Raw genomic sequence first — 16,772 nt, forward strand, 5'->3', positions numbered from 1 at the left:
CTTCAAGCTAAAGGTTAGCTGCAAACAAACGATTGATCCGATTAAAGAAAGAGACAGCGTATCGGGGATATTGGTTTCACAAGCAACCTTTGCATCCAAACAGCATCAGCGACCCCATCAAATCGCAGGCACAAAAAAGGGCGACCGAAGTCGCCCTTTTTCTATGGTCAGACAGAACTTAGTTCTGTTTTTCCATTTGTGCACGCAACAGGTCGCCCAGAGTGGTAGGACCAGCAGCGACGTCAGCAGCAGGCTTGTCTTTCAAGCTCTGGATTGCTTCTTTCTCGTCTTCAACGTCTTTCGACTTGATCGACAGCTGGATTACACGGCTCTTACGGTCAACGCTGATGATCTTGGCTTCTACTTCTTCGCCTTCTTTCAGAACGTTACGCGCGTCTTCAACGCGGTCACGGCTGATTTCGGAGGCTTTCAGAGTCGCTTCGATATCGTCGGCCAGAGTGATGATGGCGCCTTTAGCGTCAACTTCTTTCACGATGCCTTTAACGATTGCGCCTTTGTCGTTCTCTTGAACGTACTCGGAGAACGGATCGCTTTCCAGTTGCTTGATACCCAGGGAGATACGCTCGCGCTCTGGGTCAACCGACAGGATAACGGTGTCCAGCTCGTCGCCCTTCTTGAAGCGGCGAACGGCTTCTTCGCCCACTTCGTTCCAGGAGATGTCGGACAGGTGAACCAGACCGTCGATGCCGCCGTCCAGACCAATGAAGATACCGAAATCGGTGATCGACTTGATGGTGCCGGAGATTTTATCGCCCTTGTTGAACTGGCCAGAGAAATCTTCCCATGGGTTAGATTTGCACTGCTTGATGCCGAGGGAGATACGACGACGCTCTTCATCGATGTCCAGAACCATAACTTCCACTTCGTCGCCGACTTGTACGACTTTCGAAGGGTGGATGTTCTTGTTGGTCCAGTCCATTTCGGAAACGTGTACCAGGCCTTCAACGCCTTCTTCCAGCTCAGCGAAGCAGCCGTAGTCGGTCAGGTTGGTTACACGAGCGGTAACGCGAGTGCTTTCTGGGTAACGGGCTTTGATAGCAACCCATGGATCTTCGCCCAGTTGCTTCAGGCCCAGGGAAACACGATTGCGTTCGCGATCGTACTTCAGAACCTTGACATCGATCTCGTCGCCAACGTTGACGATTTCGGAAGGATGCTTGATACGCTTCCAAGCCATGTCGGTAATGTGCAGCAGGCCATCGACGCCACCCAGATCGACGAATGCGCCGTAATCGGTGAGGTTTTTGACGATACCTTTGACTTGTTGACCTTCCTGCAGGGATTCCAGCAGAGCTTCACGCTCGGCGGAGTTCTCGGCTTCGAGGACGCTGCGACGGGAAACGACAACGTTGTTGCGTTTCTGGTCGAGTTTGATGACCTTGAATTCCAGCTCTTTGCCTTCCAGGTGCGTAGTATCGCGCACAGGACGGACGTCAACCAGAGAACCTGGCAGGAACGCACGGATGCCGTTAACGTCGACAGTGAAGCCGCCTTTAACCTTACCGTTGATAACGCCCTTGACCACTTCTTCGGCTGCGAAGGCTGCTTCCAGAACAATCCAGCATTCAGCGCGCTTGGCTTTTTCACGGGACAGCTTGGTTTCACCAAAGCCGTCTTCAACCGAGTCCAGAGCAACGTGAACTTCGTCACCGACGTTGATGTTCAGTTCGCCAGCGTCGTTGTAGAACTGCTCAAGCGGGATGAGTGCTTCAGACTTCAGGCCAGCGTGAACGGTTACCCAGCGAGCTTGGTAATCGATATCAACGATAACACCGGTGATGATGGAGCCTGCCTGAAGGTTCAGGGTTTTTAGGCTTTCTTCAAAGAGTTCCGCAAAGCTTTCGCTCATTTTAATTCCTGTTGATGAGGGCGAAGACTACGCCCATCTCCACACCCCAGACGGTATGGGTTAGTTTCATTTAAAAGAAGCCACCGCAGGACTATGACTGGTCCCCCGCGGCCTTCTTGGTCACCCGGCGATATCGCGAATGGCGATCTCGCTCATGATGCGTTCCAGCACCTGATCGATGGATAATTCCGTGGAATCCAGCTGTATGGCGTCAGCCGCCGGTTTAAGCGGGGCTACCGCTCGCTGGGTGTCACGCTCATCGCGGACACGTATCTCATCTAGCAGACTCGACAGACTAACACCATCGACTTTGCCCTTCAACTGCAAGTATCGACGGCGCGCACGCTCTTCGGCACTGGCAGTGAGGAATATCTTCAAGGGCGCGTCCGGAAAAACCACCGTGCCCATATCTCGGCCATCGGCCACCAGCCCCGGCATTTCCTGAAAAGCACGCTGGCGCTGCAGCAGCGCCTCGCGTACTGCGGGCAATGCCGCGACCTGGGACGCACCGGCGCCAACACTTTCAGTGCGAATCACATCACTGACTTCGTCGCCTTCCAGAATGATGCGCTGCAGTTGACCGTCCGTCGCAGCGATGAACTGCACGTCCAGATGCGCCGCGAGCGCCTTCAGCAATTCTTCATTGGTCAGGTCAACACCATGATTGTGCGCAGCAAACGCCAGCAGGCGGTACAGCGCACCGGAATCCAGCAGATTCCAGCCCAGACGTTTCGCCAGGATCCCGGCGATCGTGCCTTTACCGGAACCGCTCGGGCCATCGATGGTAATGACTGGCGACTTGTTGATCACGACTGAGCCTCTTCAGCAACCCGGATACCGACCTGCGCGCACAGCGCGAGGAAGTTCGGGAACGACGTCGCGACGTTGGCGCAATCGTGGATGCGGATCGGTGCAGTCGCGCGCAGCGATGCCACGCTGAACGCCATGGCAATCCGGTGATCGCCATGACCATGCACTTCACCGCCGCCGATCTGGCCGCCGTCGATGATGATGCCGTCCGGGGTCGGCTCGCACTTGACGCCCAGTGCCAGCAAGCCATCGGCCATGACCTGAATCCGGTCCGACTCCTTGACCCGCAGCTCTTCAGCGCCACGCAACACCGTGCGCCCTTCGGCACAGGCCGCGGCCACGAACAGCACCGGGAATTCGTCAATGGCCAGTGGAACCAGGGCCTCGGGAATCTCGATACCTTTAAGTTTAGCTGCACGTACGCGCAAGTCCGCGACTGGCTCGCCGCCAACTTCACGCTGGTTTTCCAGAGTGATGTCGCCGCCCATCAAGCGCAGGATGTCGATCACGCCGGTACGGGTCGGGTTGATGCCGACGTGTTCAAGCACCAGCTCCGAACCTTCGGCGATCGACGCGGCCACCAGGAAGAACGCGGAGGACGAGATGTCGCCCGGCACTTCGATGTGGGTCGCGGTCAGCTTGTGCCCGGACTCGACCGATGCAGTCGCGCCGCTGACGCTGACCGGATAGCCAAAACCTTGCAACATGCGCTCGGTGTGGTCGCGCGTCGGTGCAGGCTCGGTAACGGTGGTTTTGCCTTCAGCGTACAGACCTGCCAGCAGCAGGCAGGATTTAACCTGGGCACTGGCCATCGGCATGGTGTAGGTCAAACCCTTGAGCTTGTTGCCGCCACGAATGGTCATCGGTGGACGACCTTCAGCAGCGGTCTCGATCACGGCGCCCATTTCACGCAGTGGATTGGCCACGCGATTCATCGGGCGCTTGGACAGCGAAGCGTCACCGGTCAGGGTGCTGTCGAAGCTCTGCGCAGCCAACAGGCCAGACAGCAGACGCATCGAGGTACCAGAGTTGCCCAGATAGATCGGACCAGGTGCCGGTTTCAAACCATGCAGGCCGACCCCGTGAATGGTCACGCGACCATGGTGCGGACCTTCGATCACAACGCCCATGTCGCGGAAGGCTTGCAGGGTCGCCAGAGCGTCTTCGCCCTCAAGGAAGCCTTCGACTTCGGTGACGCCTTCGGCCAGGGAGCCGAGCATGATCGAACGGTGGGAAATCGATTTATCGCCCGGTACACGAATCCGCCCAGTCAGGCGGCCACCAGGTTGTGCCAGGAAAATCAGGTCGTTGGAGTTCATAGCGTCCACATAGGCCCGGCGGGCCAGGATTTTACTGAAATGCTCGCGGGCAACCCGGGCGCGAGTGAACACGCCCAACAATTGGTGCCCATCCCCTGCATCGACCGCGTCGCGCAAGGCGTCGAGGTCGCTGCGAAATGTATCGAGTGTGCGCAGGACAGCTTCGCGGTTGGCGAGGAAGATGTCGTGCCACATGACCGGGTCGCTCCCCGCGATTCTTGTGAAATCGCGGAAACCGCCGGCAGCGTAACGGAAGATCTCAAGGTTTTCATTGCGCTTGGCCAACGAATCGACCAAACCGAACGCCAACAGGTGCGGCAAATGGCTGGTCGCCGCCAACACTTCATCGTGGCGCTCGACCTGCATGTGCTCGACATCGGCGCCCAATTCGCGCCACAAACGGTCGACCACTGCCAACGCGGCCGGATCGGTTTGATCCAGCGGCGTCAGAATCACTTTATGACGACGGAACAGCTCGGCGTTGGAGGCTTCCACCCCGCTCTGCTCGGAACCGGCAATCGGATGCCCCGGCACAAAACGCGACGGCATGCCGCCAAACGCTTCGGTTGCCGCACGGACGACATTGCCTTTGGCGCTACCGACGTCGGTCAAAATCGCCGACCCCAGATCCATGGCCGCCAGGCGTGCAAGCATTTTTTCCATGGCCAGGATCGGGATGGCCAGTTGAATCACATCAGCACCTTCGCAAGCAGCAGCCAGGTCTTCTTCGCAGCGATCCACCACGCCCAACTCGACCGCCAGCTTGCGCGACTGCGGATCGAGATCGACCCCGACCACTTCGCGGCACAGGCCGCTTTCACGCAAGCCCTTGGCGAACGAACCACCGATCAATCCCAGACCGACCACCACCAGGCGACCGATCATAGGTGCAGCAGATTGCAGTGCAGTGACATCAACCACGAGCCAGAACCTTGGTCAGCGCCTCTAGGAAGCGGCTGTTTTCCGCCGGCAAACCGACAGTGACTCGCAGGTGGTTCGGCATGCCGTAGTTGGCCACCGGACGCACGATCACGCCTTCGCGCAACAAGCCCTGGAACACCGGCGCAGCCACGCGGCCGAGATCGACGCAGATGAAGTTGCCCTTGGACGGGATCCAGCTCAGCCCCAGCTCACGGAAACCGGCTTCCAGTTGCAGCATGCCGGACTCATTCAGGCGACGGCTTTGCGCCAGGTAATCGACGTCTTGCAGCGCAGCGCACGCAGCGGCCAAGGCCAGGCTGTTAACGTTGAACGGCTGACGCACACGGTTCAGCACGTCCGCGACCACAGCAGTGGACAAGCCATAACCGACCCGCAACGCCGCCAAACCGTAGGCCTTGGAGAACGTGCGCGAAACCAGCAGGTTCGGATAAGCCGCGAGATAATCCAGGCCATCCGGCAAGTCGCTGCCCTCGGCGTATTCGATGTAGGCCTCGTCCAAAACCACCAGCACATGCGCCGGAACATCCTGCAGGAATTCGTCCAGCGCCTCGGCATCGAACCAGGTTCCGGTCGGGTTGTTCGGATTGGCGATGAAGACCACGCGAGTGTCGGCATCGATCGCCGCCAGCATGCCCGACAGGTCATGCCCCCAGTCTTTGGCCGGAATCACTTTGGCCTGGGCACCGACGGCCTGGGTCACGATCGGATAGACCGCAAACGCGTGCTCACTGAACACGGCATTCAGGCCCGGCGCCAGATAGGCACGCGCGACCAGTTCCAGAATGTCGTTGGAGCCATTGCCCAGTGTCACTTGATTGAGTTCGACACGGCACTGCTCGGCCAACAGGGTCTTGAGCGCAAAACCGTTGCCGTCCGGATAACGGGTCAGCTCGGCCAGCGCATTTTGAATCGCCGTCAGCGCCTTGGGACTCGCGCCCAACGGGTTTTCATTACTGGCCAGCTTGACGATGCTTGCCGGATCAAGGTCCAGCTCGCGCGCCAGTTCGTCCACAGGCTTGCCCGGGACGTACGGCGAAAGTTGTTGTACGCCCGGCTGTGCCAGGGCGAGGAAGTCATCACTCATTTGCTACCCCTTAGAGAACTGCTTTCGGGTAGGAACCCAGCACTTTGAGTGCCACTGCTTCCTGACTGATCTTTTCCAGCACACCTTTGACCAACGGATCGCGATGGTGGCCAACGAAGTCGATGAAGAACACGTAGGTCCATTTACCGCTGCGCGACGGACGCGTCTCAATTCGAGTCAGGTCGATACCGTTGTCGTGGAACGGCACCAGCAACTCGTGAAGCGCGCCCGGCTTGTTGCTCATCGAGACGATGATCGACGTCTTGTCGTCGCCGGTCGGCGGCACTTCCTGGCTGCCGATCATCAGGAATCGCGTGGAGTTATCCGGGCGATCCTCGATTTTCTCGGCCAGACGGGTCAGCCCGTACAGGCCTGCGGCCATGTCGCCGGCAATCGCTGCCGAGTTCCACTCACCTTTAACCCGCTTGGCCGCTTCGGCGTTGCTGGACACCGCCACGCGCTCGACATTCGGGTAGTGTGCGTCCAGCCACTTGCGGCACTGGGCCAGCGATTGGGCATGGGAATAGATGCGGCTGATGCTGTCGGTCTTGGTGTTTTCACCGACCAACAGGTGGTGGTGAATCCGCAACTCGACTTCGCCACAGATGACCATGTCATGTTCGAGGAAGCTGTCGAGGGTGTGGTTGACCGCGCCCTCGGTGGAGTTTTCCACCGGGACCACGCCAAAGTTCACCGCACCGGCCGCCACTTCGCGGAACACTTCGTCGATCGCCGCCATCGGCTTGCTGATCACCGCGTGACCGAAATGCTTCATGGCTGCAGCTTGGGTGAAGGTGCCTTCAGGGCCGAGGTAAGCCACTTTCAGCGGCTGCTCGAGCGCCAGGCACGAAGACATGATTTCGCGGAACAACCGCGCCATTTCTTCGTTGCCCAGCGGCCCCTGGTTACGTTCCATCACGCGCTTGAGCACCTGGGCTTCACGCTCAGGACGATAGAACACCGGCACTTCGCCTTCGGCCAGCGAAGCCATCTTTACTCGCGCAACTTCCTGGGCGCAGCGTGCGCGCTCACTGATCAGCTCCAGGACTTTAGTGTCCAGGGCATCAATGCGAACGCGCAGTGCCTTGAGTTCTTGCTCAGACATTAGCCGTGTTCCTTCTCGAACTCTGCCATGTACGAAACCAGTGCGTTGACCGCAACGATGTCGACGGCGTTATAGATGGAGGCGCGCATGCCGCCCACGGAACGGTGACCCTTGAGGTTCAACAGGCCACGCTCGTCGGCACCGGCCAGGAACGGCTTGTCCAGACGGTCATCAGCCAGACGGAACGGCACGTTCATCCACGAGCGATCCGACGGGTTGATCGGGTTGCTGTACAAGCCGCTGGCGTCGATGAAGTCATACAGCGTGCGCTGCTTCACTTCGTTGAGCTTGCCGATGGCTTCGACACCACCCTGCTCTTTCAGCCACTCGAATACCAGGCCGGACAAGTACCAGGCCAGGGTCGGCGGGGTGTTGTACATCGAGCCGTTGTCGGCCGCGACCTTGTAGTTGAGCATGGTCGGGCACAGGGAACGGGCGTGCCCCAGCAGGTCTTCGCGAACGATGTTGACCACGATGCCGCTCGGGCCGATGTTTTTCTGGGCGCCGGCGTAGATCATGCCAAAGCGCGAAACATCCACCGGACGCGACAGGATGTCCGAAGACATGTCGGCCACCAGCGGAACATCACCGGTTTCAGGGATCCACTGGAATTCCAGGCCGCCAATGGTTTCGTTCGGTGCGTAGTGAACGTAGGCCGCGTTTTTCGACAGGTTCCATTCGTTCTGACCGGGAATAGCGAAATAGTCGTAAGGCTTGGCGGTCGCGGCGACATTCACGTTGCCGTAGCGCGAAGCTTCTTCGATGGCTTTCTGCGACCAGATACCGGTGTCGATATAGTCGGCAGTACCGTTTTCCGGCAACAGGTTCAGAGGAATCTGAGCAAATTGCTGGCTGGCGCCGCCTTGCAGAAACAGCACTTTATAGTTCGAAGGGATATTCAGCAGATCACGCAGATCCTGCTCGGCCTTGGTGGCAATGGACACGAACTCATCACTGCGATGGCTCATTTCCATGACCGACAGGCCCTTGCCGTGCCAGTCAAGGAGTTCACCCTGGGCGCGCTGCAGGACAGCTTCGGGAAGTGCCGCAGGACCGGCACAGAAGTTATAGGCTCTCTTGCTCACATCCAATCTCGCTCTGATTTGGTGGTAATCACGCAATAAATCACAACATCAATCGACACAGAGTCTCTGCCAAAGCAGAAAACCTGTGGGAGCGAGCCTGCTCGCGAATGCATCACCGCGGTGTCTCAGAGGTACCGCAGCGCCTGCATCGCGAGCAGGCTCGCTCCCACAAGGGATCTCCACTGATATCGAAATTTTCCGTACGGACAAACAACAAGGGGGCGAATTCTCATCCGCCCCCTGTTTGTTCGCTTACTCTTGTGGCTCTTCGTCAGCGGCGGCATCGAGTTGCTGATCGTCAACGACGTCGTCGATCACGACTTCGCCGATGAACTCTGCACCCTCTTCACCTTCCAGCTCTTCACCTTCGACTTCCGATGGCTCCTGAACCCGCTCCAGACCGACCAGTGTTTCATCGCTGGCCAGCTTGATCAGGGTCACGCCCTGGGTGTTACGACCCAGGCTGGACACTTCGTCGACACGGGTACGAACCAGGGTGCCCTGGTCGGAAATCAGCATGATTTCCTCGCCATCCAGCACCTGGACCGCGCCGACCAGACGGCCATTACGGTCGTTGCTGACCATGGCGATAACGCCCTGGCCGCCACGTTTGTACTCAGGGAACTCGGTGATCGCCGTACGCTTGCCGAAACCACGCGCCGAAGCGGTGAGGATCTGGCTGCCTTCTTCCGGGATCAGCATGGAAATCAGCTTCTGGCCTTCCGGCAGACGCATGCCGCGAACACCGCGAGCGGTACGGCCCATGGCGCGAACGTCGGTTTCCTTGAAGCGAGTGACCTTGCCGCCGTCGGAGAACAGCATGACTTCGCGCTCGCCATCGGTAATGGCGGCAGAAATCAGTACGTCACCTTCGTCCAGCTCCAGCGCGATCAGGCCGACGCTGCGTTGACGGCTGAAGGATTCCAGCGGGGTCTTCTTCACAGTGCCTTTGGCGGTCGCCATGAAGATGAAGTGACCTTCGGTGTATTCCTCGACCGGCAGCATGGTGGTGATGTATTCATCACTGTCCAGCGGCAGCAGGTTGACCAGCGGACGACCACGGGCAGCGCGGGATGCTTCCGGAATTTCGTAGGTTTTCAGCCAGTACACTTTGCCTTTGCTGGAGAACAGCAGCAGCGTGGTGTGGCTGTTGGCGACCAGCAGGTGAGCGATGTAATCCTCATCCTTCACGCCAGTAGCCGATTTGCCTTTACCGCCACGACGCTGAGCCTGGTACGCAGCCAATGGCTGGGTCTTGGCGTAGCCACCGTGGGAAATGGTCACGACGCGCTCTTCTTCCGGGATCATGTCACCCAGGGTCAGGTCGAGACGGGCATCGAGGATCTCGGTGCGACGCACATCGCCGTACTCGGCGCGGATCACTTCCAGCTCTTCGCGGATCACTTCCATCAGGCGCGTGGCGCTGCTGAGGATGCGGATCAGTTCGCCGATCTGGTTGAGGATCTCTTGATACTCGGCCAGCAGTTTTTCGTGTTCCAGACCGGTCAGACGGTGCAGACGCAGTTCCAGAATGGCTTGCGCCTGTTCTGGCGACAGGAAGTACTTGCCGTCGCGCAGACCGTATTGCGGGTCCAGGGTCTCCGGACGGCACGAGTCGGCACCGGCGCGTTCAACCATGGCCACTACGGCGGAGGATTCCCAGGCAGTGCTGATCAGCGCTTCCTTGGCTTCCGACGGCGTTGGCGAGGCCTTGATCAGGGCGATGACCGGGTCGATGTTCGACAGGGCAACCGCTTGACCTTCCAGGATGTGACCGCGCTCGCGGGCTTTACGCAGTTCGAACACGGTACGGCGGGTAACGACTTCACGACGGTGACGAACGAAGGCTTCCAGCAGGTCCTTGAGGTTCAGGATCCGCGGACGACCGTCGATCAACGCAACGATGTTGATACCGAACACCGCTTGCAACTGGGTCTGGGCGTAGAGGTTGTTGAGGATCACCTCAGGCACTTCGCCGCGACGCAATTCGATCACAACGCGCATACCGTCCTTGTCGGACTCGTCGCGCAGCTCGGTGATGCCTTCAAGCTTCTTCTCTTTGACCAGCTCGGCGATCTTCTCGATCAGACGGGCCTTGTTGAGCTGGTAAGGCAGTTCGGTAATGACGATCTGCTGGCGACCACCGACCTTGTCGATGTCTTCGATCGTCGAGCGGGCGCGCATGTAAATGCGGCCGCGACCGGTGCGGTAGGCTTCGATGATGCCGGCGCGACCGTTGATGATCGCGGCGGTCGGGAAGTCCGGACCGGGGATGTATTGCATCAGCTCATCGATGGTCAACTCAGGGTTGTCGATGAGCGCCAGGCAACCGTCGATGACTTCACCGAGGTTGTGCGGCGGAATGTTGGTCGCCATGCCCACGGCGATACCGCTGGAGCCGTTGACCAGCAGGTTGGGAATACGGGTCGGCATGACCGCCGGGATCATTTCGGTGCCGTCGTAGTTCGGCACCCAGTCCACGGTTTCTTTGTGCAGGTCAGCCAGCAGCTCGTGCGCCAGCTTGGTCATGCGCACTTCGGTGTATCGCATGGCCGCGGCGTTGTCGCCGTCCACCGAGCCGAAGTTGCCTTGGCCGTCTACCAGCAGGTAACGCAGCGAGAACGGCTGCGCCATGCGGACGATGGTGTCGTACACCGCGGTATCACCGTGCGGGTGATACTTACCGATCACGTCACCGACAACACGGGCAGATTTCTTGTACGGCTTGTTGAAGTCGTTGCCCAGCTCGCTCATCGCGAACAGCACACGCCGGTGCACGGGCTTCAAGCCATCGCGCGCATCCGGCAGGGCCCGCCCGACAATTACGCTCATTGCGTAGTCGAGGTAGGACTGCTTCAGCTCGTCTTCGATATTGACCGGGAGGATTTCTTTGGCCAGTTCGCCCATGAGAAGCTCGATTCCTTTTTCTGGTGAAACTTCGTCACATCCATATGGGACGAACGAAGCTCGCCGCTGCAGGCTGAGTGCCATACACCGACTTACGACAAATCAACAAGATTAACCATGGATTTGCGCAGTAAAGACAACCCCGCGGGACTGCCTCGGAAAACGCCGGATGTTATCACAAGAGCCGCCACGCACCTATCCCCCAGACGCGCATGGAGCATAGTTAGTTGACCGGTGACAGGCTTGAGGGAGACGAGAGGGGCTTAGAGTAAAATTTCGGAGGGGAATGAAGCGTATTTACTGGCTGTCAGGGCCTCATCGCGAGCAGGCTCACTCCTACACTGGGTCTGCGCTGACCACAAATCCCTTGTAGGAGTGAGCCTGCTCGCGATGGCAATCTCTCAGGCGCCAGAAATTATCAGTGCAGACGCTTGCGGCACATCAACTGCGCCATCTTCGCCGTATCCGGCCGCTCGACAATCCCCTTTTCGGTAACGATCACGTCGATCAAGTCTGCCGGGGTCACATCGAACACCGGGTTGAACGCGTCGACATCCGCCCCGATCCGCTTGCCACCGACCTCCAGCAATTCACGACCATCGCGCTCTTCGATAGGAATTTCATCACCACTGGCCAGGTTCATGTCGATGGTCGAGCTCGGCGCTACCACCATGAAGCGCACGCCATGGTGCATGGCGTTGACCGCCAGCTGATAGGTGCCGATCTTGTTCGCCACATCACCATTGGCGGTGATCCGGTCGGCGCCGACGATCACCCACGTCACGCCTTTGGTCTTCATGATGTGCGCAGCGGCGGAGTCGGCATTCAGGGTCACGGGAATGCCTTCATTGGCCAGTTCCCACGCGGTCAGACGCGAACCTTGCAACCACGGCCGGGTTTCATCGGCGTAAACGCGCTCGACCATGCCTTCGATAAAGGCCCCGCGAATTACACCCAACGCCGTGCCGAAGCCGCCGGTGGCCAGTGCGCCAGTATTGCAGTGGGTCAGGATTGCCTGAGCATTACCCTGGTGCTTGCGGATCAAGTCCACACCCAGTTGAGCCATGGTCAGGTTGGCTTCGCGATCACTTTCATGAATGGCGATGGCCTCCGCTTCCAGCGCCGCCAGCGGGTCTGCATCTTCCTTGAGACGATCCAGGCGGTCACGCATGCGACTCAGGGCCCAGAACAGATTCACCGCGGTTGGACGGGAATCGGCCAATACCGCGTAATCCTCTTCCCACGAGGCCTGCCAGTCACCGCCTTCGGCAATCCGGGCGCGGGCCGACAGCACCATGGCATAAGCCGCACTGATGCCAATCGCTGGCGCACCGCGTACCACCATCGAACGAATGGCCTCGGCCACACCGGCTGCGCTGGTGTAGGCAATCCAGGTTTCTTCGAAGGGCAAAACACGCTGATCCAGCAGGTACAGGGCGCCATCACGCCAATCGATGGCCTTCACTTTCTCCGCAGCCAACAGTCGATCGCGCATCCCACACCCCGCACTCAAGCACAAAAGCCGCCGATTATAGCGATCCCCCCGCGAAGACGCTCGGGTATACTTCGCCATCCTTTACAAAAGCACTGGAACCGACCCTCGATGCCGAACACTGCCGCTGCGCTCGACCTGTTATTGCTGCCGACCTGGCTGGTACCCGTCGAACCCGCTGGTGTTGTCCTCAAAGAGCATGGCCTGGGCATCCGTGACGGACGCATCGTCTTTATCGGCCCACGCTCGGCTGCGTTGAAGCTTAACGCAACTGAAGTGCGCGAGTTGCCGGACATGCTGCTCAGCCCCGGCCTGATCAATGCCCACGGCCACGCCGCCATGACGCTGTTTCGTGGCCTGGCCGATGACCTGCCGCTGATGACCTGGCTGGAAAACCACATCTGGCCGGCCGAAGCCAAGTGGGTCGATGAAGCCTTCGTACGGGATGGCACGGACCTGGCCATCGCCGAGCAGATCAAAGGTGGCATCACCTGCTTCTCTGACATGTATTTCTTCCCGAAGGTTGCCAGCGAGCGCGTGCACAACAGCGGCATACGCGCGCAAATCGCCATTCCGATCCTCGATTTCCCTATCCCGGGCGCCAGCACGGCGGACGAAGCCATTCGTCAGGGCGTGGAATTGTTTGGCGATCTCAAGCACCACGAACGCATCAAAATCACCTTCGGCCCCCACGCGCCTTACACCGTGGGCGATGAAAACCTGGAGAAAATCCGGGTGATCGCCGAAGAACTGGACGCCTCGATCCACATGCACGTCCATGAAACCGCCTTCGAAGTGCAGCAATCGGTCGAACAGCGCGGTGAACGCCCGCTGGCTCGCCTTGGCCGCCTGGGCTTGCTCGGGCCGCGCTTCCAGGCCGTTCACATGACCCAGATCAGCGATGAAGACCTGGTGATGCTGGTAGAAAGCAACACCAACGTGATTCATTGCCCGGAATCCAACCTGAAGCTGGCCAGCGGATTTTGCCCGGTCGAGCGCTTGTGGCAGGCCGGGGTCAATGTGGCGGTCGGCACTGACGGCGCCGCCAGTAACAACGACCTGGACCTGTTGGGCGAAACCCGCACTGCTGCGTTGCTGGCCAAGGCCGTCGCCGGCTCGGCCACCGCGCTGGATGCTCATCGAGCCTTGCGCATGGCCACGCTCAATGGCGCCCGCGCGCTGGGGATCGAGGCAGAAACCGGCTCGCTGGAAATCGGCAAAGCGGCAGACATCGTCGCGTTTGACCTGTCCGGCCTGGCGCAGCAACCGGTCTACGACCCGGTTTCGCAATTGATCTACGCCACCGGCCGGGACTGCGTGAAACATTTGTGGGTCGCCGGCAAGCAACTGCTGGATGACCGACGTCTGACCCGTCTGGATGAAGAACAGTTATGCGCCACCGCCAAGGCCTGGGGCCAGCGCATCAGCGGCCGTACCGAATCGTAAGACCCCCGGACCATAAAACCGGGGCAACAGGATTTTTCAAGTTTTAGAGGACTGAACCATGAGCAACGTCGACTACGCCGAAATCGCGAAATTCGAAGCCCTGGCCCATCGCTGGTGGGACCGTGAAAGCGAGTTCAAGCCGCTTCACGACATCAACCCGCTGCGCGTCAACTGGATTGATGAACGCGTCAATCTGGCCGGCAAGAAGGTGCTGGACGTCGGTTGCGGCGGCGGGATCCTGAGCGAGGCCATGGCCCAGCGCGGCGCCACCGTCATGGGCATCGACATGGGTGAAGCACCGCTCGCGGTCGCGCAGCTGCATCAGCTGGAGTCGGGCGTGAACGTCGAGTACCGGCAGATCACCGCCGAAGGCCTCGCCGAAGAAATGCCCGAGCAGTTCGACGTCGTCACCTGTCTGGAAATGCTCGAGCACGTGCCGGATCCGTCGTCGGTCATCCGCGCCTGCTTCCGCATGGTCAAGCCCGGCGGCCAGGTGTTTTTCTCCACCATCAACCGCAACCCGAAGGCGTACCTGTTCGCCATCGTCGGCGCGGAATACATCATGAAGCTGCTGCCGCGCGGCACGCACGATTTCAAGAAGTTCATCCGCCCGTCCGAGCTCGGTGCCTGGAGCCGCATGGCCGGCCTGACCGTCAAGGACATCATCGGCCTGACGTACAACCCGCTGACCAAGCACTACAAACTGGCGGCCGACGTGGACGTCAACTACATGATCCAGACCCTGCGCGAGGAGTAAGCCGATGCGTATCAGAGCAGTCCTTTTTGACATGGACGGCACGCTGCTCGACACCGCGCCGGACTTTATTGCCATCTGCCAGGCAATGCGCGCCGATCGCGGCTTGCCGCCAATGAATGACAAGCACATCCGTGACGAGATTTCCGGCGGCGCCAAGGCGATGGTCGCCGTGACCTTCTCGATGGACCCGGAATCGCCAGGCTTTGAAGCGCTGCGACTCGAGTTCCTCGAGCGTTATCTGGCCGGTTGCGCGGTTCACAGCAAGCTCTTTGACGGCATGGGCGAATTGCTGGCCGACATCGAGAAGTCCAACCTGATCTGGGGCGTGGTGACCAACAAGCCGCTGCGTTTCGCCGAGCCGATCATGCAGCAACTGGGGCTGGCCGAGCGTTCCGCGCTGCTGATCTGCCCGGACCACGTGAAGAACAGCAAGCCAGACCCGGAGCCGCTGATTCTGGCGTGCAAGATGCTCGACCTGGACCCGGCCAGCGTGTTGTTTGTCGGCGATGACCTGCGCGATATCGAGTCGGGGCGCGATGCCGGCACCAAGACCGCCGCAGTGACCTACGGCTACATTCATCCCGACGACAACCCGCGTCACTGGGGTGCGGATGTGGTGGTTGATCATCCGCTGGAGTTGCGCAAGGTGCTCGATAGCGCTTTATGCAGTTGCTAAGTAGAGCGGCTTTTTGTGGCGAGGGAGCTTGCTCCCGCTGGGGCGCAAAGCGACCCCTCTAGCTATCACCGCACTCTGTCAGGCCCACCGCATCTGCAGGTTTCGCGACTGCTGCGCAGCCGAGCGGGAGCAAGCTCCCTCGCCACAGGTTCGGTGTTCGCCTTATTGTTGAATTGTGTTGAGGTTTTCTTATGTTTGATTATTCCGCTCGCCCCGAGTTGCTCAAGGATCGCGTCATTCTGGTCACCGGTGCTGGTCGCGGCATCGGCGCGGCGGCTGCGAAAACCTACGCAGCCCATGGCGCCACTGTGTTGCTGCTGGGCAAGACCGAAGCCAACCTGACTCAGGTGTATGACGAAATCGAAGCGGCCGGGCATCCTCAGCCGGCGGTGATCCCGTTCAACCTGGAGACCGCCCTGCCCCACCAGTACGACGAACTGGCGGCGATGATCGAAACCGAGTTCGGCCACCTCGACGGTTTGCTGCACAACGCATCGATCATCGGTCCGCGCACGCCGATCGAACAGCTGTCCGGCGAAAACTTCATGCGTGTCATGCAAGTCAACGTCAACGCCATGTTTATGCTCACCAGCACACTGCTGCCATTGCTCAAGTTGTCGCAGGACGCTTCGGTGGTGTTTACCTCCAGCAGCGTCGGCCGCAAGGGCCGCGCGTACTGGGGCGCTTATGGCGTGTCGAAGTTTGCCACCGAAGGCCTGATGCAAACCCTGGCCGACGAAGTGGACACCGTGGCTCCGGTCCGCTCCAACAGCATCAACCCGGGCGCCACGCGCACCAGCATGCGCGCCCAGGCTTACCCAGGGGAAAACCCGCTCACCAACCCGACCCCGGAGGAGATCATGCCGGTCTACCTCTACCTGATGGGTCCGGACAGCACTGGCATCAATGGCCAGGCGTTCAACGCCCAGTGACACCGTGCGTCGCTTTTGTGCCGTGCCGATTTTCCGGCGCGGCACTCAAAGTGAGTCGTAACCACCCCTCTCCCAGTCAAACAACCGCCGCCCCCTTTCGTTAAAAAAACTCAAAATAAAACTCAACTTTATGATTTTTATGGTTTTTTATTCGAATGAACCGAATGGCACGACTTTCGCTCTAAATTTCTTCAGACATGCAAAGTGAAAGCAGTCGGGCGGACGCCGGAGCCCATAGGTTACTAATCTTCGGCAAAGCGGACTAAACTTGCGCCAACTGTCCCACGGGACTGATGGACCAGTATGACGCGCAGCCCAAAGCCGCTCTCACCCAGCCTGTAAGACAG

12 protein-coding genes are annotated in these 16,772 nt (G+C 59.4%); 4 read left to right on the forward strand and 8 right to left on the reverse strand.

Annotated features, from left to right (window positions below; translation table 11 throughout):
- Positions 1-178: 178 nt before the first annotated feature.
- The 8 genes from rpsA to mtnA form a co-directional block, all read right to left on the reverse strand.
- Entirely contained in the window at positions 179-1,870 is a 1,692-nt protein-coding gene (gene rpsA, locus ACWKV5_RS11135; RefSeq protein ID WP_046031753.1) for a 30S ribosomal protein S1, read from the reverse strand.
- A gap of 120 nt (positions 1,871-1,990) precedes the next feature.
- Positions 1,991-2,680, reverse strand: coding sequence for a (d)CMP kinase (cmk, locus tag ACWKV5_RS11140; protein ID WP_027924112.1), 690 nt, complete (start codon positions 2,678-2,680; stop codon positions 1,991-1,993).
- Complete coding sequence (locus tag ACWKV5_RS11145; RefSeq protein ID WP_483841457.1) at positions 2,677-4,884, reverse strand: bifunctional prephenate dehydrogenase/3-phosphoshikimate 1-carboxyvinyltransferase; 2,208 nt, start codon at positions 4,882-4,884, stop codon at positions 2,677-2,679. The genes cmk and ACWKV5_RS11145 overlap by 4 nt, the downstream gene beginning before the upstream one ends.
- A gap of 28 nt (positions 4,885-4,912) precedes the next feature.
- Positions 4,913-6,025: a histidinol-phosphate transaminase gene (gene hisC / locus ACWKV5_RS11150; RefSeq protein WP_483841303.1), complete on the reverse strand. Its 1,113-nt coding sequence runs from the start codon at positions 6,023-6,025 to the stop codon at positions 4,913-4,915.
- 10 nt (positions 6,026-6,035) lie between these two features.
- Positions 6,036-7,130, reverse strand: a complete 1,095-nt coding sequence (pheA, locus tag ACWKV5_RS11155; RefSeq protein WP_029298704.1) for a prephenate dehydratase — start codon at positions 7,128-7,130, stop codon at positions 6,036-6,038.
- Complete coding sequence (serC, locus tag ACWKV5_RS11160) at positions 7,130-8,215, reverse strand: 3-phosphoserine/phosphohydroxythreonine transaminase (RefSeq protein ID WP_483841304.1); 1,086 nt, start codon at positions 8,213-8,215, stop codon at positions 7,130-7,132. Before serC ends, pheA begins: the two co-directional genes overlap by 1 nt.
- Positions 8,216-8,467: 252 nt before the next feature.
- Entirely contained in the window at positions 8,468-11,122 is a 2,655-nt protein-coding gene (gene gyrA / locus ACWKV5_RS11165) for a DNA gyrase subunit A (RefSeq protein WP_027924108.1), read from the reverse strand.
- A 418-nt stretch (positions 11,123-11,540) separates the two neighbouring features.
- Positions 11,541-12,617: an S-methyl-5-thioribose-1-phosphate isomerase gene (gene mtnA, locus ACWKV5_RS11170; protein WP_483841305.1), complete on the reverse strand. Its 1,077-nt coding sequence runs from the start codon at positions 12,615-12,617 to the stop codon at positions 11,541-11,543.
- Positions 12,618-12,725: 108 nt separating this feature from the next.
- On the opposite strand from mtnA, the gene ACWKV5_RS11175 reads away from it, so the two are divergent.
- From ACWKV5_RS11175 to ACWKV5_RS11190, 4 genes are all read left to right on the forward strand, one after another.
- Positions 12,726-14,060 carry a TRZ/ATZ family hydrolase gene (locus ACWKV5_RS11175; RefSeq protein WP_483841306.1) on the forward strand — a complete coding sequence of 445 codons (1,335 nt, stop codon included), beginning with the start codon at positions 12,726-12,728 and terminating at the stop codon, positions 14,058-14,060.
- A gap of 58 nt (positions 14,061-14,118) precedes the next feature.
- Positions 14,119-14,817, forward strand: coding sequence for a bifunctional 2-polyprenyl-6-hydroxyphenol methylase/3-demethylubiquinol 3-O-methyltransferase UbiG (ubiG, locus tag ACWKV5_RS11180; protein WP_007945809.1), 699 nt, complete (start codon positions 14,119-14,121; stop codon positions 14,815-14,817).
- A 4-nt stretch (positions 14,818-14,821) separates the two neighbouring features.
- Positions 14,822-15,493 carry an N-acetylmuramic acid 6-phosphate phosphatase MupP gene (gene mupP / locus ACWKV5_RS11185; protein WP_483841307.1) on the forward strand — a complete coding sequence of 224 codons (672 nt, stop codon included), beginning with the start codon at positions 14,822-14,824 and terminating at the stop codon, positions 15,491-15,493.
- Between the two features lie 191 nt (positions 15,494-15,684).
- Entirely contained in the window at positions 15,685-16,425 is a 741-nt protein-coding gene (locus ACWKV5_RS11190; RefSeq protein WP_483841308.1) for a YciK family oxidoreductase, read from the forward strand.
- Positions 16,426-16,772 lie beyond the last annotated feature (347 nt).

Source organism: Pseudomonas oplopanacis, assembly GCF_057128725.1.